The sequence below is a fragment of the Stutzerimonas sp. S1 genome, assembly GCF_025966695.1.
In the GTDB taxonomy this organism is placed as follows: domain Bacteria; phylum Pseudomonadota; class Gammaproteobacteria; order Pseudomonadales; family Pseudomonadaceae; genus Stutzerimonas.
Window position 1 is genome coordinate 239,968 of the sequence record NZ_JAOEIY010000007.1, and the last position, 18,297, is coordinate 258,264.

Genomic DNA, 18,297 nt, shown 5'->3' on the forward strand with positions numbered 1-18,297 from the left:
GGAGGAAGTAGATGAGTCAGGGTGTCCAATTCAATCGCTTGATGCTGGAAATGCGGGCCATGCAGACCGACGCAATGGCGCGCACCAAGCCCGAGGCGCCAGTCCAGGAAGCCGGCGCGCCGAGCTTCTCCGACATGCTCGGCCAGGCGGTGAACAAGGTGCACGAAACCCAGCAGGTTTCCAGCCAGTTGGCCTCCGCCTTCGAGATGGGGCAGGGCGGCGTCGACCTGACCGAAGTGATGATCGCCTCGCAGAAGGCCAGCGTTTCCTTTCAAGCCATGACCCAGGTGCGCAACAAGCTGGTTCAGGCCTATCAAGACATCATGCAGATGCCGGTGTGAGGCGGGTTGAATTATGGCTGACGCGGTGAGCAACGTTCCGGTTCCGAGCGGCGCGGCAGAGGCGAAGAAGCCTCTGCTGGGGCTGTCGTTCCTGGAAAACCTCTCCGAGATGTCGATGCTGCGTCAGATCGGCCTGCTGGTCGGGCTGGCGGCGAGTGTGGCGATCGGCTTTGCCGTAGTGCTCTGGTCGCAGCAGCCGGACTACCGCCCGCTGCTCGGCAGTCTTGCCGGGATGGATGCCAATCAGGTGATGGAAACCCTCGCCGCGGCGGACATCTCCTACACCGTCGAGCCGAACTCCGGCGCCCTGCTGGTCAAGGCCGACGATCTGGCACGCGCGCGACTGAAGCTCGCCGGCGCCGGTATTGCGCCGGCCGACAGCAACGTCGGCTTCGAGATTCTCGACAAGGATCAGGGCCTGGGCACCAGTCAGTTCATGGAGGCGACCCGCTATCGCCGTGGCCTCGAAGGCGAACTGGCGCGCACCATCTCCAGCCTGAACAATGTCAAGGGCGCCCGCGTGCACCTGGCAATCCCCAAGAGTTCGGTGTTCGTCCGTGACGAGCGCAAGCCCAGCGCCTCGGTGCTGGTGGAGCTGTATCCGGGCCGCTCGCTGGAGCCGAGCCAGGTAATGGCGATCATCAACCTGGTTGCCACCAGCGTGCCCGAGCTGAGCAAGTCGCAGATCACCGTGGTGGACCAGAAGGGCAACCTGCTGTCCGACCAGCAGGAGCTGTCCGAGCTGACCATGGCCGGCAAGCAGTTCGACTACAGCCGGCGCATGGAAAGCCTCTATACCCAGCGCGTGCACAACATCCTGCAGCCGGTGCTGGGCAGCGGCCGCTACAAGGCCGAGGTCTCCGCCGACGTCGATTTCAGCGCGGTGGAATCCACCTCGGAAACCTTCAATCCCGACCAGCCGGCGCTGCGCAGCGAGCAGAGTGTCAACGAACAGCGCCAGAGCAGCCTGCCGCCGCAAGGCGTGCCCGGGGCGTTGAGCAACCAGCCGCCGGGCCCGGCGTCCGCGCCCGAACAAGCCAACCAGGCCGCCGCTGCCGCAGGTGCCGTGCCGCCCGGCCAGCCGCTGCTGGATGCCAACGGCCAGCAGATCATGGATCCGGTGACCGGCCAGCCGATGCTCGCGCCATACCCGGCGGACAAGCGCGAACAGGCCACCCGCAACTACGAGCTGGACCGCTCCATCAGCTACACCAAGCAGCAGCAGGGGCGTCTGCGCCGGCTGTCGGTGGCGGTGGTGGTCGATGATCAGGTCATGACCAATGCCGCCGGCGAAGCCACGCGTACTCCCTGGACGCCCGAAGACCTGGCGCGCTTCACTCGCCTGGTCCAGGACGCCGTCGGCTTCGACGCCAGCCGGGGCGACAGCGTCAGCGTGATCAATACCGCCTTCGTCGCGGACTCCTTCGACGACGTCGTGGTCGACATTCCGTTCTACTCCCAGCCGTGGTTCTGGGATGTGGTCAAGCAGGTGCTGGGCGTACTGTTCATCCTGGTGCTGGTGTTCGGTGTGCTGCGTCCGGTGCTGAACAACCTGACCCATGCCGGCAAGGGCAAGGAGCTGCAGACCAGCGACGCAGATGTCGAACTCGGCGACATGGACGGCGTCGACGCAGCGCTGGCCAATGACCGGGTCAGCCTCAGCGGCCCGCAGAACATCCTGCTGCCGAGTCCCAGCGAGGGATATGAAGCCCAGCTGAACGCGATCAAGAACCTGGTGGCCGAAGACCCGGGACGGGTCGCCCAGGTGGTGAAAGAGTGGATCAACGCCGATGAGTGAGAACCGGGTTCAAACCAAGCTCAACAAGGTCGACAAGGCCGCCATCCTGTTGCTGTCGCTGGGTGAAACCGATGCCGCGCAAGTGCTGCGTCACCTCGGCCCGAAGGAAGTGCAGCGGGTCGGCACGGCGATGGCGCAGATGCGCAACATCCACCGGGAGCAGGTCGAGCGGGTGATGAGCGAGTTCGTCGAGATCGTCGGCGACCAGACCAGCCTCGGCGTCGGCTCCGACGGCTACATCCGCAAGATGCTCACCCAGGCCCTGGGTGAGGACAAGGCCGGCGGCCTGATCGACCGCATCCTGCTGGGCGGCAACACCAGCGGTCTGGACAGCCTGAAGTGGATGGAGCCGCGCGCCGTGGCGGACGTCATCCGCTACGAGCACCCGCAGATCCAGGCCATCGTCGTGGCCTATCTGGATCCGGACCAGGCCGGTGAGGTGCTGTCGCACTTCGATCACAAGGTGCGTCTGGACATCGTGCTGCGCGTGTCGTCGCTCAACACCGTGCAGCCGGCGGCGCTGAAGGAACTGAACCTGATCCTCGAGAAGCAGTTCTCCGGCAACACCAACACCAGTCGTGCCAGCCTCGGCGGCGTCAAGCGTGCCGCCGACATCATGAACTACCTCGACAGCTCCATCGAAGGCCAGCTGATGGACGCCATCCGCGATGTCGACGAGGACCTGTCCACGCAGATCGAAGATCTGATGTTCGTCTTCGACAACCTGGCCGACGTGGATGACCGTGGCATCCAGATCCTGCTGCGCGAGGTTTCCTCCGACGTGCTGGTGCTGGCGCTCAAGGGCGCCGACGAAGCGATCAAGGAAAAGGTCTTCAAGAACATGTCCAAGCGCGCCGGCGAACTGCTGCGCGACGACCTGGAAGCCAAGGGGCCGGTGCGCGTCAGCGAAGTCGAGAACGCGCAGAAGGAAATCCTCACCATTGCCCGCCGCATGGCTGAAGCCGGGGAGATCGTCCTGGGTGCCAAGGGCGGCGAGGAAATGGTCTAAGCCGTGGCCAAGGAAAATCCCAGCGATGTGATCCGCGCTCAGGACGTGCGGCTGTTCGACCGCTGGGCGCTGCCCAGCTTCGATGCCGAAGGCGCGCAGGCCGACGATCCGCCGGAAGCGGCCGAGCCGGTTGTCGAGGAGCTGGCACACAGCGAAGAAGTGCCGGTCGAGGAAGTCAAACCCTTGACGCTCGATGAGCTGGAAGCGATTCGCCAGGAGGCCTACAACGAAGGCTTCGCCACCGGCGAGAAGGACGGCTTCCATGCCGGCCAGCTGAAGGCTCGCCAGGAGGCCGAGACGGCGCTGGCCGCACGCCTGCAGAGCCTGGAGCAGCTGATGACGCAGCTGCTCGATCCGATTGCCGAGCAGGATCGCAACCTCGAGCACGCGCTGGTCACGCTGGTCAGCCACCTGTCGCGCGAGGTGATCCAGCGCGATCTGCTGATCGATTCCAGCCAGATCCGCCAGGTGCTGCGCGAGGCGCTCAAGCTGCTGCCGATGGGCGCGCAGAACGTGCACGTTCACGTCAATCCGCAGGATTTCGAACTGATCAAGGCGCTGCGCGAGCGTCACGAGGAGAGCTGGCGGATTCTCGAAGACGCCAGCCTGCTGCCCGGCGGCTGCCTCATCGAGACCGAACACAGCCGCATCGACGCCAGCGTCGAGACGCGCCTGAGTCAGGCGATCAAGCAGTTGTTCGAGCAGCAGCGCGAGAACGCCACGCATCCGCCGGCGGCCGATCTGCACCTCGATCTGGATAGTCCCGATGCGCCTTGACCGGGTCAGTTTCGCCCGGCGCCTGGCCTGTTACACCGAGGCGGTCAAGCTGCCCAGTCAGCCGGTCCTCGAAGGCCGTCTGCTGCGCATGGTCGGCCTGACGCTGGAGGCCGAGGGCCTGCGCGCCGCGGTTGGCAGCCGCTGCCGGGTGATCAACGACGATAGCTACCATCCGACCGAGGTCGAAGCCGAGGTCATGGGCTTCTCCAGCGGCAAGCTTTACCTGATGCCGGTCGGCAGCCTCGCCGGTATCGCGCCGGGTGCGCGTGTGGTGCCGCTGCCCAATACCGGTCGCCTGCCGATGGGCATGTCCATGCTTGGCCGGGTGCTCGACGGCGCCGGTCGCGCGCTGGACGGCAAGGGCGGCATGCGCGCCGAGGACTGGGTGCCGATGGATGGCCCGGTGATCAACCCGCTCAAGCGCCACCCGATCAGCGAGCCGCTGGACGTCGGCATCCGCAGCATCAACGGCCTGCTCACCGTCGGCCGCGGCCAGCGCCTGGGCCTGTTCGCCGGTACCGGCGTCGGTAAGTCGGTGCTGCTGGGCATGATGACCAAGTTCACCGAGGCGGACATCATCGTCGTCGGCCTGATCGGCGAGCGTGGTCGCGAGGTCAAGGAGTTCATCGAGCACATCCTTGGCGAGGAGAGTCTCAAGCGTTCGGTGGTGGTTGCCTCGCCCGCCGACGAGGCGCCGCTGATGCGTCTGCGCGCCGCGCAGTACTGCACGCGTATCGCCGAGTATTTCCGCGACAAGGGCAAGAACGTGCTGCTGCTGATGGATTCGCTGACGCGTTACGCCCAGGCTCAGCGCGAGATCGCCCTGGCCATCGGCGAGCCGCCGGCGACCAAGGGCTATCCGCCATCGGTGTTCGCCAAGCTGCCGAGCCTGGTGGAGCGGGCCGGCAACGCCGAGCAGGGCGGTGGTTCGATCACCGCGTTCTATACGGTGCTCTCCGAAGGCGACGATCAGCAGGACCCGATCGCCGATGCCGCGCGTGGCGTGCTCGACGGCCATATCGTGCTGTCGCGGCGCTTGGCCGAGGAAGGCCATTATCCTGCGATCGATATCGAGGCTTCGATCAGCCGGGTCATGCCGCAGGTGGTCAACGCCGAGCATGTGCGCAGCTCGCAGCGCTTCAAGCAGCTCTGGTCGCGCTACCAGCAGAGCCGTGACCTGATCAGCGTCGGTGCCTACGTGCCGGGCGGCGATCCGGATACCGACCTGGCGATCGCCCGCCAAGCCGAAATGGTGCGCTACCTGCGCCAAGGACTTAACGAGAGCGAATCGCTGGGCGAAAGTGCGGCACAGTTGAGTGCGGTGTTCAGCCCGCGTCAGGGCGCGTAAACCGTGCCACTCAGTCGTGCCGCCCGGCTGGCGCCGGTCATCGAGATGGCCGAGCGGGCCGAGCGCGATGCCGCTCGCCTGCTTGGGCAAGGACAGGCGCAGCTGGCGCAGGCCGAGGCCAAACTCGGCGAGCTTGAACAGTATTTCAGCGATTACCAGCAACAGTGGATGCGCCAGGGTAGTCAGGGCGTCTCCGGCCAGTGGCTGATGAACTACCAGCGCTTCCTGTCCCAGCTCGAATCGGCGATCGGGCAGCAGCAGCGTAGCGTCGCGTGGCATCGCGACAACCTGAGCAAGCTGCGCGCCCAGTGGCAGCAGCGTCACGCGCGGGTCGAGGGGCTGAGCAAGCTGGTGGAGGGCTATCTGCGCGAGGCGCGGGTGGCTGCCGACAAGCGCGAGCAGAAGCTGCTCGACGAGTTCTCGCAGCGTCTGGCAGGGCGCCGCCGGCAGGATTGAGCTTGCCGCACCGGGCCTTGGATGCTAAATCTTGTCCCGCTTCATTGCAGCAGCCCGCGACAGGTCGTTGAGAAACAGCGAGCCCATCCGCTGAGCAGTGCAGCCTGCGTCAGCAGGCATCGATTGTTTTTCAATGCAAAGATTGCGAGCGTGGGTCTGCCCAGATCCCGTTTCGGACCAGGGAGTGCTACATGACCATTACTTCTCAGCCTTCGGCGGATGGGCGCGAGTTGACGATCGCCATCAGCGGTCGCTTCGACTTCAATGCCCATCAGGCGTTTCGCGACGCCTATCAGCGCCAGGATGTCGCTCCCCAGCGGTATGTCGTCGATCTGCAAGGCACCACCTATCTGGATAGTTCGGCGCTTGGCATGTTGCTGTTGCTGCGTGATCACGCCGGCGGCGACGAAGCCGATGTGCGTCTGCTCAACTGCAACGCCGACGTGCGAAAGATTCTCTCGGTCTCGAATTTCGAACAGCTTTTCGTGATCGGCTGAGATGTTCGACCAGCTGACGATCCTGATCGCCGAGGACAATCCGGTCGATCGGATGCTGCTGTCGACCATCATCGCCCGCCAGGGGCATCAGGTGCTGACGGCCAGCGATGGTCTGGAAGCAGTGGCCCTCTACGAGCGGGAGCGCCCACAGCTGGTGCTGATGGATGCGCTGATGCCGCTGATGGACGGCTTCGACGCCGCGCGGCGCATCAAGCGTCTGGCCGGCGACGAGCTGGTGCCGATCATCTTTCTCACCTCGCTCAGCGAGAACCAGGCGCTGGTGCGCTGCCTGGACGCCGGTGGTGACGATTTCATCGTCAAGCCGTACAACCCGGTCATTCTCGAGGCCAAGATCAAGGCCATGCATCGCTTGCGCCGCTTGCAGGCAACGGTGCTCGAACAGCGCGATCTGATCGCCCGGCGCAACCAGCAGCTGCTCGACGAGCAGCGCGCGGCCAAGGCGATCTTCGACAAGGTCGCGCATGCCGGCTGTCTGGGTGCGCCAAATATCCGCTTCCGGCAATCACCGCGGGCGCTGTTCAACGGCGACCTGCTGCTGGCCGTGCAGGCCCCTGCTGGACAGATGTTCGTGCTGCTCGGCGATTTCACCGGTCACGGTTTGCCGGCGGCGATCGGCGCCATGCCGCTGGCGGAAACCTTCTACGGCATGACGGCCAAGGGTTATGCGGCCAAGGACATCCTTCGCGAGCTGAATGCCAAGCTCAAGCAGATTCTGCCGGTGGAGATGTTCTGCTGCGCCACGCTGCTGGACATCAACATGGCCCAGGGCGTGCTCAACGTCTGGAATGGCGGCCTGCCGGACGGCTACCTGATTCGCCCGGATGGTCGGCGCGTGGCGCTGGTATCCCGGCATCTGCCATTGGGTGTGCTGAGCCCGGGAGCATTCGAACCGCGCTTCGAAAGCCATCCGCTGGCGCTCGGCGACCGCCTGTTGCTGCTGTCCGACGGAGTGGTGGAGAGCCGTAACGCCAACGACGAGCTGTTCGGCGAACAGCGCCTGCTGGCGACCTTGGACGCCAATCGCGATCCGGCGCGCCTGTTCGACGAGATCGAGCAAGCGCTGCTGGCGTTCCACGGACAGTTGCAGGATGACCTCAGCCTGGTCGAGGTGGACCTGACCGAGAAGCTGGTGCCGATGCAGCTGCCGTTGTCGCTCGGCGCACCTAACGAGTCGCGTCCGATGGATTGGTCGGCGCAGTTCGAACTGCGCGCGGCTAGCCTGCGGACCGGCAATCCGTTGCCGCTGCTGTTGCAGGTGTTGCTGCAGGTTCAGCAGTTGCGCCCACGCGCAGGTGCGGTCTATACCGTTCTGGTCGAACTGTTTTCCAACGCGCTGGAGCACGGCGTGCTGGGCCTGGACTCGAACCTCAAGCGGGATGCCGAAGGCTTCGCGCAGTACTACGAGTTGCGGCGCCAGCGCCTGGCCGAGCTGACGACGGGACATATCCATCTCGAGCTGGAGATCCGGTCCGGCGACGAAGGTGGCTACCTGCGTATCGGCATCCAGGACAGCGGGCCCGGTTTCGATGTCGCTCACGTATTGGGTGAACGGCACGGCGTCGACAGCTTGTGCGGCAGAGGCTTGCGGCTGATCCGTCAGCTGAGCGACGGGTTCGATTGGCAGGCGGACGGGCGGGGGCTGAGCGTGGAGTTCCGCTGGTCGGCTCATGCATAATTCGCGGCTTTCACCAAGGAGCGGCTCTGTGTCCATCCCTCATCTCGACAGTTCCGTGCTCGCGACCTTGCAAGCGGTAATGGAAGCCGAGTATCCGGTGCTGCTGGACACCTTTCTGATCGATTCCGAGGAACGCTTGCGCCTGCTCCAGCATGCGCTTCAGGCCGGTGAAAGCGAGGCACTGCGCCGTGCCGCGCACAGCTTCAAGGGCAGTTGCAGCAACCTGGGCGCCGCTGCACTCGCTGACCTGTGCTCTGAGCTGGAGGTTCTGGCGCGCGAGCAGCAATTGGTCGAGGCGCCAGCCATGCTCGAGCGGATCGAGCGCGAGTTCGCGATCGTCGGCATCCTCTTTCGTGCCGAGCGGCAACGCTACGCCTGAGCGGACGGCTCTCTGGCGTTTTGTGCTGGCCCGGAACTTGCTCAAGGTTCTGCACGAATCACCCTGAGCGGAAAGATCCATGGCCGTTTCCCCTGATCTGTTGCTGAAATCCCCATCAGTTGACGCACGCCCCAAGGCGGCCGCGGCGAAAGCGGCAGAGGCGCCTGAGCCCAACGCTGGCGGGCGTTCAAGCTTCTCCGAGGTGTATGCGCGCGAGCGCCAGAGCAAGCCTGTCGAGCGCAAGGACGGTGCTGCGGCGTCGGCGCGCGAACCGGCCGACGAGGATCAGCCTGTCGATGAAACGACGGCAGCGAGTGACGCCGAAAAGCCGGCAGTTGCCGAAAGCGGCAATTCCTTGCCTGCCGGGGACGAGGCCGAGGGGCTGGCGCTCGATAGCGAGCTCGACCCATTGCTGCTGCTTGGCTTGAGTGGTCAGTTCCCGCCCCAGGAAGAGGCCGTGGCTACGCAGGCGAGCTTTTCCTTCACGCCGGGACTGACGCAGCCGCAGGCGCAGTTGCAGCAGCCAACTGCCGCGGTCGATGTGCTGGCAGATGATGGGTTGGCCGCCCTTGGCAAGGTGAGCGACTCGACTGCACCGAGCATGAAGACTCCTCTGGTTTCCGAATTGACCAGCAGCACGAAGGACGCCGCGATAACCAGCGAGGACAGCTTCGCCGGTCTGCTGGTGGCCAGCGCCGAGCCGGAGGAAGACGCCGAACTCGAGGTGGCCGTCGGTGAGTTGCTTGAGGGGCTGGATGGGCCGAAGGAGAGCCGCCAGGCTGCCGAACCGGCGACCAGCCGCATCAATCCGCTGAGCCAGGCGATCGCGCAGCAGATTCAGCAGGCGCACAAGCCTGCCCTGGTGCCCGGGCAGCCGGTGCAGATGCAGCAGGCCGGTTGGAGTGAGGCCGTGGTGGATCGGGTGATGTGGCTGTCCAGCCAGAACCTCAAGTCCGCCGAGATCCAGCTCGATCCGGCTGAGCTGGGGCGGATGGAGGTGCGCATCGAGATGAGTCGTGATCAGGCGCAGATCACCTTCCTCAGCCCGCATGCCGGCGTACGCGACGCGCTCGAAGGGCAGATGCAGCGGTTGCGTGAAATGTTCGATCAGCAAGGCATGAGCATGAACGTCAACGTGTCCGACCAGTCCTCGGCGCGCGGTTGGCAGGGGCGTGGCGAGGGCGAAGCGGGGCGCAATAATGCCCTGGCGGGTGGCGCGTCGAGCGACGATGAGCACCCGTTAGGCGTCAGCGAGATCGCCAGCAATCGGACGGTCGGCGATCGCGGTCTGGTGGACTATTACGCCTGAGCCGGGACGCCCGACCGGGTACACCGGCGTGCCTGTTGAGCAACCGCGACAGCCTGCTGACGGTTTTCCGGCGCGTGTGCTTGCTCGATGAGCGACGATAGTCAGCGGTTTATCTCTGCCTGAACGCCGACGATCGTCTCGCGTGTGGGTCATCACCCGTTCACCCTCTGTTGCTTGCCGCGCTTCCCCACGTTGGCACAGCAGTTGCTCCTGTCCTGCCCCAGCGGGATGTTGCGCGCACAACGACGGATATTTGGCATGGCGAAGAAACAGGTACCTCCCGGCCCACCGATTGCCGGCGCAGAAGGCGCGGATGGCAAGGGGCGGCTGAAACTCATCATCGCGATCGCGGTCGCTTTCTTGTTGGCCATCGGTTTGTCGATTGGCGGCACGCTGTTCTTTCTCGACAAGGGCGATGAGGCGGACGAACAACCGGCCGAGGTGGCGGGAACTCCTTCGGGCAAGCCGGCGGCTGTCTACGAAGTGCTGATGCCGGCTTTTGTGGTCAATTTCAATCACAAGGGGCGTCAGCGCTATATGCAGGTCAGCGTGGCCTTGATGTCGCGTGATCAACTGGCGCTCGACGGGCTCAAAGAACACATGCCGCTGCTGCGCAATCGGTTGGTGATGCTGTTCTCCAGTCAGGATTTCGCGGCGCTGATGACGCCGGTAGGCAAGGAAATGCTGCGCCAGCAGGCCACGTCCAGCGTGCAGGAGCTTGCGCAGAAGGAAGTCGGCAAGCTGGCGGTCGAGCAAGTGCTTTTCACCAACTTCGTACTGCAATAGAAGGTTTTTGCCGATGGCTGTTCAGGACCTGCTTTCGCAAGACGAGATCGATGCGCTCCTGCACGGGGTCGACGACGGTCTGGTGGATACCGAGAGCGACGCCGAACCCGGTTCGATCAAGAGCTACGACCTCACCAGCCAGGACCGCATCGTCCGTGGGCGCATGCCCACGCTGGAGATGATCAACGAGCGCTTCGCGCGTTACACCCGCATCAGCATGTTCAACCTGCTGCGCCGCTCGGCGGACGTCTCGGTGGGCGGTGTACAGGTGATGAAGTTCGGCGAGTACGTGCATTCGCTGTACGTGCCGACCAGTCTCAACCTGGTGAAGATGAAGCCGCTGCGTGGCACGGCGCTGTTCATACTCGACGCGAAGCTGGTGTTCAAACTAGTGGACAACTTCTTCGGCGGCGACGGCCGTCACGCCAAGATCGAAGGGCGCGAGTTCACGCCTACCGAGCTGCGTGTGGTGCGCATGGTGCTGGATCAGGCGTTCACCGATCTCAAGGAAGCCTGGCACGCGGTGCTGGACGTCAACTTCGAGTACATCAATTCGGAAGTGAACCCGGCGCTGGCCAACATCGTCAGCCCCAGCGAGGTGGTGGTGGTGTCGACCTTCCACATCGAACTCGACAGCGGCGGCGGCGACCTGCACGTGACCATGCCTTATTCGATGATCGAGCCGATCCGCGAGATGCTCGACGCCGGCTTCCAGTCCGACGTCAGCGACCAGGACGAGCGCTGGGTCAAGGCGCTGCGCGAGGACATTCTCGACGTCAACGTGCCGCTGGGCGCGACCGTGGTGCGGCGGCAGTTGAAGCTGCGCGACATTCTCAACATGCAGCCGGGCGATGTCATCCCGGTGGAAATGCCCGAAGACATGATCATGCGCGCCAATGGCATGCCGGCCTTCAAGGTCAAGCTGGGTGCCCACAAGGGCAACCTGGCGCTGCAGGTGCTAGAGCCGGTGGTTCGTCCGCGGTGACTCACTTTCTTACTCAATTCGAGCCGGTCGAGGATTAGCGATGGCAGACGAACACGAAAACACTTCCCCAGAAGAGCAGGCGCTGGCCGACGAGTGGGCCGCGGCGTTGGCCGAGGCTGGCGATGCCAGCCAGGACGACATTGACGCGCTGCTCAATCAGGGGCCGGCCGCAGCCGAGCCTGCAGCACCGCGCGCGCCGCTGGAAGACTTTGCCAGTATGCCGAAGGCCGGCGGCGCACCGCTGGGGCTGGAGGGGCCGAACCTGGATGTGATCCTGGATATTCCAGTCTCCATTTCCATGGAGGTCGGCAGCACCGAGATCAGCATTCGCAACCTGCTGCAGCTCAACCAGGGCTCGGTGGTGGAGCTCGATCGGCTGGCAGGTGAGCCGCTGGACGTGCTGGTCAACGGTACGCTGATCGCGCATGGCGAGGTGGTGGTGGTCAACGAGAAGTTCGGCATTCGCCTGACGGACGTGATCAGCCCCACCGAACGCATCAAGAAGCTGCGCTGACATGCGCGCGCTAGCCTTTCTCGGCCTGCTGCTCGCACTGCCGGCGCTGGCCGCCGAGCCGGCGACCAGCATGAGCAGCACCGACATGGGCGCTCAGTTGAGCAAGCTGCTGCTCGGCCTGCTGCTGGTGGTCGGGCTGATCTTCCTGCTCGCCTGGCTGCTGCGCCGCGTCCAGCAGCTGAACCCGCGCGGTACTCAGGTGATCAAGCTGGTTTCCAGTCAGGCGCTGGGCCCGCGCGAGCGGCTGGTGCTGGTGCAGGTAGGCAGCGAGCAGGTGCTGATCGGTCTATCCGCCGGCCGCATCACGCCGCTGCACGTGCTCAAGGAACCGGTGCATCTGCCCGATTCCGAGCCAGCCAATCCGGAGTTCGCTCAGCGCCTGATGGAGTTGCTGGGCAAGGATCACAAGGACAAGCCCTGATGTTGCGTATTCTGCTGGCGGTCCTGCTGGCTACGATTGCCCCGCTGGCGCTCGGTCAGGAGGCTGGCGGATTGCTGGCGCGCGGTGACAACCCGTTGTCGATTCCGGCGATCACCCTGAGCACCGACGCTCAGGGCCAACAGGAGTATTCGGTCAGCCTGCAGATCCTGCTGATCATGACGGCGCTGAGTTTCATTCCGGCGTTCGTCATGCTGATGACCAGCTTCACGCGGATCATCATCGTCTTTTCCATCCTGCGCCAGGCGCTGGGCCTGCAGCAGACGCCGTCGAACCAGATCCTCATCGGTCTGACGTTGTTCCTCACGCTGTTCATCATGGCGCCGGTATTCGAGCGGATAAACCAGGAGGCGCTGCAGCCCTACCTGGCTGAGCAGCTGCCGGCGCAGGAGGCGATCGCCCGCGCCGAGGTGCCGCTCAAGGCGTTCATGCTGGCGCAGACCCGCGAAAGCGACCTCGACCTGTTCATGCGCCTGTCGCGGCGGACCGACATCGCCAGTCCGGAGGCGGCGCCGCTGACGATCCTGGTGCCGGCATTCGTCACCTCGGAGCTGAAGACGGCGTTCCAGATCGGCTTCATGATCTTCATTCCGTTCCTCATCATCGACATGGTGGTGGCCAGCGTGCTGATGGCGATGGGCATGATGATGCTGTCGCCGCTGATCATCTCGCTGCCATTCAAGATCATGCTGTTCGTGCTGGTCGACGGCTGGGGGCTGATCATCGGCACCCTGGCCGGCAGCTTCGGCACGCTCTAGGAGGCTCGTCATGACGCCCGAAGTCGCGGTGGACCTGTTTCGCGAAGGCCTTTGGATGACCGCGATGATCGTCGGTGTGCTGGTAATGCCCAGCCTGCTGGTCGGTCTGGTGGTGGCGATGTTCCAGGCCGCCACGCAGATTAACGAGCAGACGTTGAGCTTCCTGCCGCGCCTTTTGGTGATGCTGCTGACGCTGATCTGGGCTGGGCCTTGGCTGGTACGCGAGCTGATGGAATACACCCAGGGCCTGATCGCCAACATTCCGCTGATCATCGGCTGAGCCATGCTGGAGCTGAGCAACGCGCAGATCGGCAGCTGGGTAGCGCAGTTCATGCTGCCGCTGTTTCGCATCGCGGCCTTGCTGATGAGCATGCCGATCATCGGTACCCAGCTGGTGCCGACGCGCGTGCGCTTGTACTTGGCGTTGGCCATTACCCTGGTGCTGGCACCAACCCTCGGCCCGATGCCGCTGGTCGAGGCGCTGAGCGTGCGCGCGCTGTTGCTGATTGCCGAGCAACTGTTGATCGGCGTGATGCTCGGCTTCGTGCTGCAGCTGTTCTTCCATGTCTTCATCGTTTCCGGGCAGCTGCTGGCGATGCAGATGGGCCTGGGCTTCGCCTCGATGGTCGATCCGGCCAACGGCGTGTCGGTGCCGGTGCTCGGACAGTTCTTCAACATGCTGGTGATCCTGCTGTTCCTGGCGATGAACGGCCATCTGGTGGTGCTGGAAATTCTCACCGAAAGCTTCGTGACCCTGCCGGTGGGTGGCGGGCTGTCGACCAACCATCTGTGGGAGGTGGCGGGGAAGCTTGGCTGGGTGCTCGGCGCCGGGCTGCTGCTGGTGCTGCCGGCGATCACCGCGCTGCTGGTGGTCAACCTGGCGTTTGGCCTGATGACTCGCGCCGCACCGCAGCTGAACATTTTCTCAATCGGCTTTCCGCTGACTCTGGTACTGGGCCTGATCATCGTCTGGATCGGCATGGCCGATATCCTGGCGCAGTACCAGATCTTCGTCGGCGAGGCGCTGGCCATGCTGCGCGAGCTGGTGGGGCTGCGCTGATGAACATGCTCATGCACAACGCGGAGGCCGTCGATGGCTGAAAGCGAAAGCGGTGCCGACAAAAGCGAGGAACCCACAGAGAAACGCCGACGGGAATCTCGCGAGAAAGGCCAGATCGCGCGCTCGCGCGAGCTGAACACGGTGGCGGTCACCATCGGCGGGATCGGAGGGCTGCTGGCCTCCGGCGGCGGGTTGGCGCAGGCGCTGATGGGCATGATGCAGGGCAGCTTTGAGTTGAGCCGGGAGATGCTGCTCGATGAGGGCAGCATGGTGATGCTGCTGATGGCCAGCGGCATGATCGCGCTGGAGGCCATCCTGCCGCTGCTGATCGCCCTGCTGATCGCCTCCATTGTCGGCCCGATTGCCTTGGGCGGCTGGCTGTTTTCGGCCAAGGCGATGGCGCCCAACTTCGGCCGGATGAACCCCGGTGCCGGACTCAAGCGGATGTTTTCGACCAAGGCGCTGGTCGAGCTGCTCAAGGCGCTCGGCAAGTTTCTGGTGGTGCTGCTGGTGGCCTTGCTGGTGCTGTCTTCCTACCAGGACGACCTGCTGTCAATCGCCAAGCAGCCGCTGGATCTGGCGATCATGCACAGCGTCGAGCTGGTGGGCTGGTGTGCGCTGTGGATGGCCTGCGGGCTGATCCTGATCGCGGCGGTAGATGTGCCGTTCCAGCTCTGGGACAACAAGCAGAAGCTGATGATGACCAAGCAGGAGGTCAGGGACGAGTACAAGGATTCCGAGGGCAAGCCCGAGGTCAAGTCGCGCATCCGCCAGTTGCAGCGCGAGATGGCCGAGCGGCGCATGATGCAGGCGGTGCCCGAAGCCGACGTGGTGATCACCAACCCGACGCACTTCGCCGTGGCGCTGAAATACGACGCCGCGCGGGGCGGGGCGCCGATGCTGGTGGCCAAGGGCGGCGACTTCCTCGCGCTGAAGATCCGCGAGATCGCCCAGGAGCACAGCGTCACCGTCCTCGAATCACCGGCCTTGGCGCGGGCGGTGTACTACTCGACGGAGTTGGATCAGGAAATCCCGGCGGGGCTATATCTCGCTGTGGCTCAGGTGCTCGCCTATGTCTACCAGCTGCGGCAGTACCGCGCCGGCAAGGGCAGGCGGCCCGATCCGCTGCACGAACTGCCGATTCCGCCGGAATTACGCCGCGACGAATAATGGACGTAGGCTTGGCAGAGTATGGCGGCCGCCCTGCGTCGGCCTTACTCGATGACGCCGCAGGCGACCCGCGCGCCGCCACCGCCGAGTGGTTGCGGGTGATCGGAGTGATTGTCGCCGCCCTGATGCACCATCAGCGCCAGACCCTTGATATCACCGAGGCTCTTCAGTCGCGGGGCCAGTACCGGCTGGGTAGCCTTGCCATCGCCGTCCACGTACAGCGCCGGCAGGTCGCCCATGTGGCCGTCGCCCCAGGGTTCGCCATGCTTGCCGCTGTTCTTCGGGTCCCAATGGCCGCCGGCGGCGCCTGCGGCGGTGGGCTTGCCGTCGATCTCTGCTGCCTCGCAGCTGCCCTTGGCATGCACATGGAAGCCGTGGAGGCCCGGCTGTAGGCCCGCCAGCTCGGGGCGAAAGACCAGACCGTAGTCGCTGCTTTCGATCTTCACGCTGCCGACCGCCTCGCCGATGCCCTGGGCACTGACGGCTTTGAGCGGGACGCTGAGGGTTTCCGCCTGGACGCCGAGGACGGTGCAGCCGGCCAGCGCGGCGATGATCCACTGTTTCATCACGTGTCTCCTTGCAGATTGGACGGGGCGGCGGATTCCGCCGCACGAAGCTCTGACTGCGCGCGGCCCGGCGGGTTCGCAGACTTGGGCAGCGGACTCACCAGACCGCGACACGATGAGCTAAGTCCCGATGTCTGCGCCTCGCCAGCTCGCCGCGCCTGTCGATGTCGTCGGGCTGGGTGTAGGCCGGCGCGTCGAGTTGGACCCCTTCTTGCTATAGCCCCGACAGAACGCATTCCTGCGTCAAAAAAACGATTCTGTCCGCTTGGGGGCTACGTTGGATCGCACGCAACTCATCAACATGCGCAACAGCCTGACGGGAGTCGGTCGGGGCAACCTCGGCGTGCCGCTGCTGTTGCTGGTCATGCTGGGCATGATGATGCTGCCGATCCCGGCATTCCTGCTCGACGTGCTGTTCACCTTCAATATCGCGCTGTCGATTGTGGTGCTGCTGGTCAGCGTCTATGCGCTGCGTCCGCTGGATTTCGCGGTATTTCCCACCATCCTGCTGGTCGCCACGCTGATGCGCCTGGCATTGAACGTCGCCTCGACCCGTGTGGTACTGATCAACGGCCACGAGGGTGGCGCCGCGGCGGGGCACGTGATCGAAGCCTTCGGTAATGTGGTGATCGGCGGCAACTACGTGGTCGGTGTGGTGGTGTTCGCGATCCTGATGATCATCAACTTCGTGGTGGTGACCAAGGGCGCCGGGCGTATCTCCGAGGTGAGCGCGCGCTTCACCCTGGATGCCATGCCCGGCAAGCAGATGGCGATCGATGCCGACCTCAATGCCGGACTGATCGATCAGAGCGAGGCGAAAAAACGCCGCGTCGAGGTCGCTTCGGAGGCGGACTTCTATGGCTCGATGGACGGTGCCAGCAAGTTCGTCCGCGGCGATGCGATCGCCGGCCTGCTGATCCTGTTCATCAACCTGATTGGTGGCATCGGTATCGGTATGGCGCAGCACGGCCTGAGCTTCGCCGAGGCTGGTCGGGTCTACGCGCTACTGACGATCGGTGACGGTCTGGTGGCGCAGATTCCGTCGCTGTTGCTGTCGACCGCGGCGGCGATCATGGTGACCCGCGTCACCAGTTCAGAGGACATGGGCCAGCAGGTCCAGCGGCAGATGTTCGCCTCGCCGAAGGCGCTGGCCGTGTCGGCGGCGATCATGATTGCCATGGGCCTGGTGCCGGGCATGCCGCACATGTCCTTCCTCGGCCTGGGCGCCGCTGCCGCCGCCGGTGCTTACTGGATCTGGCATCGGCAGCGGCAGGTCAAGCAGCAGGCCGAGCAGGAAGTACAGAAGCAGCAGGAGCTGTTGCCAGCACAGCGTGCGGCGGAAACCAAGGAGCTTGGCTGGGACGACGTCACGCCGGTGGACATGGTCGGTCTGGAGGTTGGCTACCGGCTGATCCCGCTGGTCGATCGCAACCAGGGTGGCCAGCTGCTGGCGCGGATCAAGGGTGTGCGCAAGAAGTTGTCGCAGGACCTGGGCTTCCTCATGCCGTCGGTGCATATCCGCGACAACCTCGATCTGTTGCCCAATGCCTATCGCCTGACGCTGATGGGCGTCAGCCTGGGCGAGGCGGAGGTCTACCCGGACCGCGAGCTGGCGATCAACCCGGGCCAGGTGTTCGGGCCGCTCAACGGCATCGCGGCCAAGGACCCGGCGTTCGGTCTGGAGGCGGTGTGGATCGAGGGCAGTCAGCGCGATCAGGCGCAGTCGCTCGGCTATACCGTGGTGGATGCCAGCACGGTGGTCGCCACGCACCTGAACCAGGTATTGCACAAGCACGCCCACGAACTGCTCGGTCATGAAGAGGTCCAGCAATTGCTGCAGCTGCTGGCCAAGAGCTCGCCGAAACTCGCCGAAGAGCTGGTGCCGGGCATGGTATCGCTGTCCACGCTGCTCAAGGTGCTGCAGGCGTTGCTGCAGGAGCAGGTGCCGGTACGCGATATCCGCACCATCGCCGAGGCCATCGCCAATGTGGCTGCCAAGAGTCAAGATCCCGCCGCTATGGTGGCGGCGGTGCGGGTCGCGCTGTGCCGCGCGATCGTGCAAAACGTTGTGGGACTAGAGCCCGAGCTGCCTGTGATCACCCTTGAGCCACGGTTGGAACAGATTTTGCTCAATAGCCTGCAGAAGGCCGGTCAGGGTGCCGAAGATGGCATCTTGCTGGAGCCGGGAATGGCCGAAAAGTTGCAGCGCTCATTGGTAGAGGCGGCGCAGCGTCAAGAAATGCTCGGCAAGCCGGCAATCCTCCTGGTAGCCGGACCGGTTCGCGCGATGTTGTCCCGGTTCGCGCGGTTGGCAGTGCCGAACATGCATGTGCTGGCCTATCAGGAAATACCGGACAACAAGCAGGTCACCATCGTTTCGACGGTGGGTCAGAATTAACCGAGGGTGCA

At 64.4% G+C, this 18,297-nt stretch carries 20 protein-coding genes; 19 read left to right on the forward strand and 1 reads right to left on the reverse strand.

From position 1 onward, the window contains the following. The first annotated feature begins 11 nt into the window (after positions 1-11). The 18 genes from fliE (at position 12) to flhB (ending at position 15,322) form a co-directional block, all read left to right on the forward strand. Positions 12-341, forward strand: coding sequence for a flagellar hook-basal body complex protein FliE (fliE, locus tag N8H22_RS16965; RefSeq protein WP_264591679.1), 330 nt, complete (start codon positions 12-14; stop codon positions 339-341). A 13-nt stretch (positions 342-354) separates the two neighbouring features. Further along, on the forward strand, positions 355-2,139 hold the full coding sequence (fliF, locus tag N8H22_RS16970; RefSeq protein ID WP_264591680.1) for a flagellar basal-body MS-ring/collar protein FliF: 1,785 nt from the start codon (positions 355-357) through the stop codon (positions 2,137-2,139). Further along, positions 2,132-3,148, forward strand: a complete 1,017-nt coding sequence (fliG, locus tag N8H22_RS16975; RefSeq protein ID WP_003287596.1) for a flagellar motor switch protein FliG — start codon at positions 2,132-2,134, stop codon at positions 3,146-3,148. Before fliF ends, fliG begins: the two co-directional genes overlap by 8 nt. Positions 3,149-3,151: 3 nt before the next feature. Then, the gene (gene fliH / locus N8H22_RS16980; protein WP_264591681.1) at positions 3,152-3,925 is read left to right on the forward strand and encodes a flagellar assembly protein FliH; all 774 of its coding nucleotides are present in this window, start codon (positions 3,152-3,154) and stop codon (positions 3,923-3,925) included. Continuing rightward, positions 3,915-5,273, forward strand: a complete 1,359-nt coding sequence (gene fliI, locus N8H22_RS16985; protein WP_264591682.1) for a flagellar protein export ATPase FliI — start codon at positions 3,915-3,917, stop codon at positions 5,271-5,273. The genes fliH and fliI overlap by 11 nt, the downstream gene beginning before the upstream one ends. A gap of 3 nt (positions 5,274-5,276) precedes the next feature. Next, positions 5,277-5,729, forward strand: a complete 453-nt coding sequence (fliJ, locus tag N8H22_RS16990) for a flagellar export protein FliJ (protein WP_264591683.1) — start codon at positions 5,277-5,279, stop codon at positions 5,727-5,729. Positions 5,730-5,920: 191 nt separating this feature from the next. Further along, a complete protein-coding gene (locus N8H22_RS16995; RefSeq protein WP_264591684.1) occupies positions 5,921-6,226 on the forward strand; it encodes an STAS domain-containing protein in 306 nt (101 codons plus the stop codon). Between the two features lies 1 nt (position 6,227). After that, entirely contained in the window at positions 6,228-7,922 is a 1,695-nt protein-coding gene (locus tag N8H22_RS17000) for a fused response regulator/phosphatase (RefSeq protein ID WP_264591685.1), read from the forward strand. A gap of 28 nt (positions 7,923-7,950) precedes the next feature. Next, on the forward strand, positions 7,951-8,301 hold the full coding sequence (locus N8H22_RS17005) for an Hpt domain-containing protein (protein WP_264591686.1): 351 nt from the start codon (positions 7,951-7,953) through the stop codon (positions 8,299-8,301). 79 nt (positions 8,302-8,380) lie between these two features. Then, positions 8,381-9,610 carry a flagellar hook-length control protein FliK gene (locus tag N8H22_RS17010; protein ID WP_264591687.1) on the forward strand — a complete coding sequence of 410 codons (1,230 nt, stop codon included), beginning with the start codon at positions 8,381-8,383 and terminating at the stop codon, positions 9,608-9,610. A gap of 258 nt (positions 9,611-9,868) precedes the next feature. Next, positions 9,869-10,396 (forward strand): flagellar basal body-associated protein FliL, encoded by a 528-nt coding sequence (locus N8H22_RS17015; RefSeq protein WP_264591688.1) that lies wholly within the window; start codon positions 9,869-9,871, stop codon positions 10,394-10,396. 13 nt (positions 10,397-10,409) lie between these two features. Further along, a complete protein-coding gene (fliM, locus tag N8H22_RS17020; RefSeq protein WP_264591689.1) occupies positions 10,410-11,381 on the forward strand; it encodes a flagellar motor switch protein FliM in 972 nt (323 codons plus the stop codon). Between the two features lie 40 nt (positions 11,382-11,421). Then, positions 11,422-11,895, forward strand: a complete 474-nt coding sequence (fliN, locus tag N8H22_RS17025) for a flagellar motor switch protein FliN (protein WP_264591690.1) — start codon at positions 11,422-11,424, stop codon at positions 11,893-11,895. Between the two features lies 1 nt (position 11,896). Beyond that, positions 11,897-12,316: a flagellar biosynthetic protein FliO gene (gene fliO, locus N8H22_RS17030; protein WP_264591691.1), complete on the forward strand. Its 420-nt coding sequence runs from the start codon at positions 11,897-11,899 to the stop codon at positions 12,314-12,316. Next, the gene (gene fliP / locus N8H22_RS17035; protein ID WP_264591692.1) at positions 12,316-13,092 is read left to right on the forward strand and encodes a flagellar type III secretion system pore protein FliP; all 777 of its coding nucleotides are present in this window, start codon (positions 12,316-12,318) and stop codon (positions 13,090-13,092) included. Before fliO ends, fliP begins: the two co-directional genes overlap by 1 nt. 10 nt (positions 13,093-13,102) lie before the next feature. Next, positions 13,103-13,372 (forward strand): flagellar biosynthesis protein FliQ, encoded by a 270-nt coding sequence (gene fliQ, locus N8H22_RS17040; RefSeq protein ID WP_003287611.1) that lies wholly within the window; start codon positions 13,103-13,105, stop codon positions 13,370-13,372. 3 nt (positions 13,373-13,375) lie between these two features. Beyond that, positions 13,376-14,152: a flagellar biosynthetic protein FliR gene (gene fliR / locus N8H22_RS17045; RefSeq protein ID WP_264591693.1), complete on the forward strand. Its 777-nt coding sequence runs from the start codon at positions 13,376-13,378 to the stop codon at positions 14,150-14,152. A gap of 33 nt (positions 14,153-14,185) precedes the next feature. Beyond that, positions 14,186-15,322 carry a flagellar biosynthesis protein FlhB gene (flhB, locus tag N8H22_RS17050; RefSeq protein ID WP_264591694.1) on the forward strand — a complete coding sequence of 379 codons (1,137 nt, stop codon included), beginning with the start codon at positions 14,186-14,188 and terminating at the stop codon, positions 15,320-15,322. Between the two features lie 44 nt (positions 15,323-15,366). Here flhB and sodC read toward each other — a convergent pair whose 3' ends face one another. After that, positions 15,367-15,888 (reverse strand): superoxide dismutase [Cu-Zn] SodC, encoded by a 522-nt coding sequence (gene sodC / locus N8H22_RS17055; protein WP_264591695.1) that lies wholly within the window; start codon positions 15,886-15,888, stop codon positions 15,367-15,369. A 277-nt stretch (positions 15,889-16,165) separates the two neighbouring features. Here sodC and flhA point away from each other — a divergent pair, with 277 nt between their 5' ends. Next, positions 16,166-18,286, forward strand: coding sequence for a flagellar biosynthesis protein FlhA (gene flhA, locus N8H22_RS17060; protein WP_264591696.1), 2,121 nt, complete (start codon positions 16,166-16,168; stop codon positions 18,284-18,286). The last annotated feature ends 11 nt before the right edge of the window (positions 18,287-18,297 follow it).

Bases quoted from the DNA above. Each gene is read 5' to 3' on its own strand.
- fliE (WP_264591679.1), top strand. From the start codon at position 12: ATGAGTCAGGGTGTCCAATTCAATCGCTTGATGCTGGAAATGCGGGCC.
- fliF (WP_264591680.1), top strand. From the start codon at position 355: ATGGCTGACGCGGTGAGCAACGTTCCGGTTCCGAGCGGCGCGGCAGAG.
- fliG (WP_003287596.1), top strand. From the start codon at position 2,132: ATGAGTGAGAACCGGGTTCAAACCAAGCTCAACAAGGTCGACAAGGCC.
- fliI (WP_264591682.1), top strand. From the start codon at position 3,915: ATGCGCCTTGACCGGGTCAGTTTCGCCCGGCGCCTGGCCTGTTACACC.
- N8H22_RS16995 (WP_264591684.1), top strand. From the start codon at position 5,921: ATGACCATTACTTCTCAGCCTTCGGCGGATGGGCGCGAGTTGACGATC.
- N8H22_RS17000 (WP_264591685.1), top strand. From the start codon at position 6,228: ATGTTCGACCAGCTGACGATCCTGATCGCCGAGGACAATCCGGTCGAT.
- N8H22_RS17010 (WP_264591687.1), top strand. From the start codon at position 8,381: ATGGCCGTTTCCCCTGATCTGTTGCTGAAATCCCCATCAGTTGACGCA.
- N8H22_RS17015 (WP_264591688.1), top strand. From the start codon at position 9,869: ATGGCGAAGAAACAGGTACCTCCCGGCCCACCGATTGCCGGCGCAGAA.
- fliM (WP_264591689.1), top strand. From the start codon at position 10,410: ATGGCTGTTCAGGACCTGCTTTCGCAAGACGAGATCGATGCGCTCCTG.
- fliN (WP_264591690.1), top strand. From the start codon at position 11,422: ATGGCAGACGAACACGAAAACACTTCCCCAGAAGAGCAGGCGCTGGCC.
- fliO (WP_264591691.1), top strand. From the start codon at position 11,897: ATGCGCGCGCTAGCCTTTCTCGGCCTGCTGCTCGCACTGCCGGCGCTG.
- fliP (WP_264591692.1), top strand. From the start codon at position 12,316: ATGTTGCGTATTCTGCTGGCGGTCCTGCTGGCTACGATTGCCCCGCTG.
- fliQ (WP_003287611.1), top strand. From the start codon at position 13,103: ATGACGCCCGAAGTCGCGGTGGACCTGTTTCGCGAAGGCCTTTGGATG.
- fliR (WP_264591693.1), top strand. From the start codon at position 13,376: ATGCTGGAGCTGAGCAACGCGCAGATCGGCAGCTGGGTAGCGCAGTTC.
- flhB (WP_264591694.1), top strand. From the start codon at position 14,186: ATGGCTGAAAGCGAAAGCGGTGCCGACAAAAGCGAGGAACCCACAGAG.
- sodC (WP_264591695.1), bottom strand. From the start codon at position 15,888: ATGAAACAGTGGATCATCGCCGCGCTGGCCGGCTGCACCGTCCTCGGC.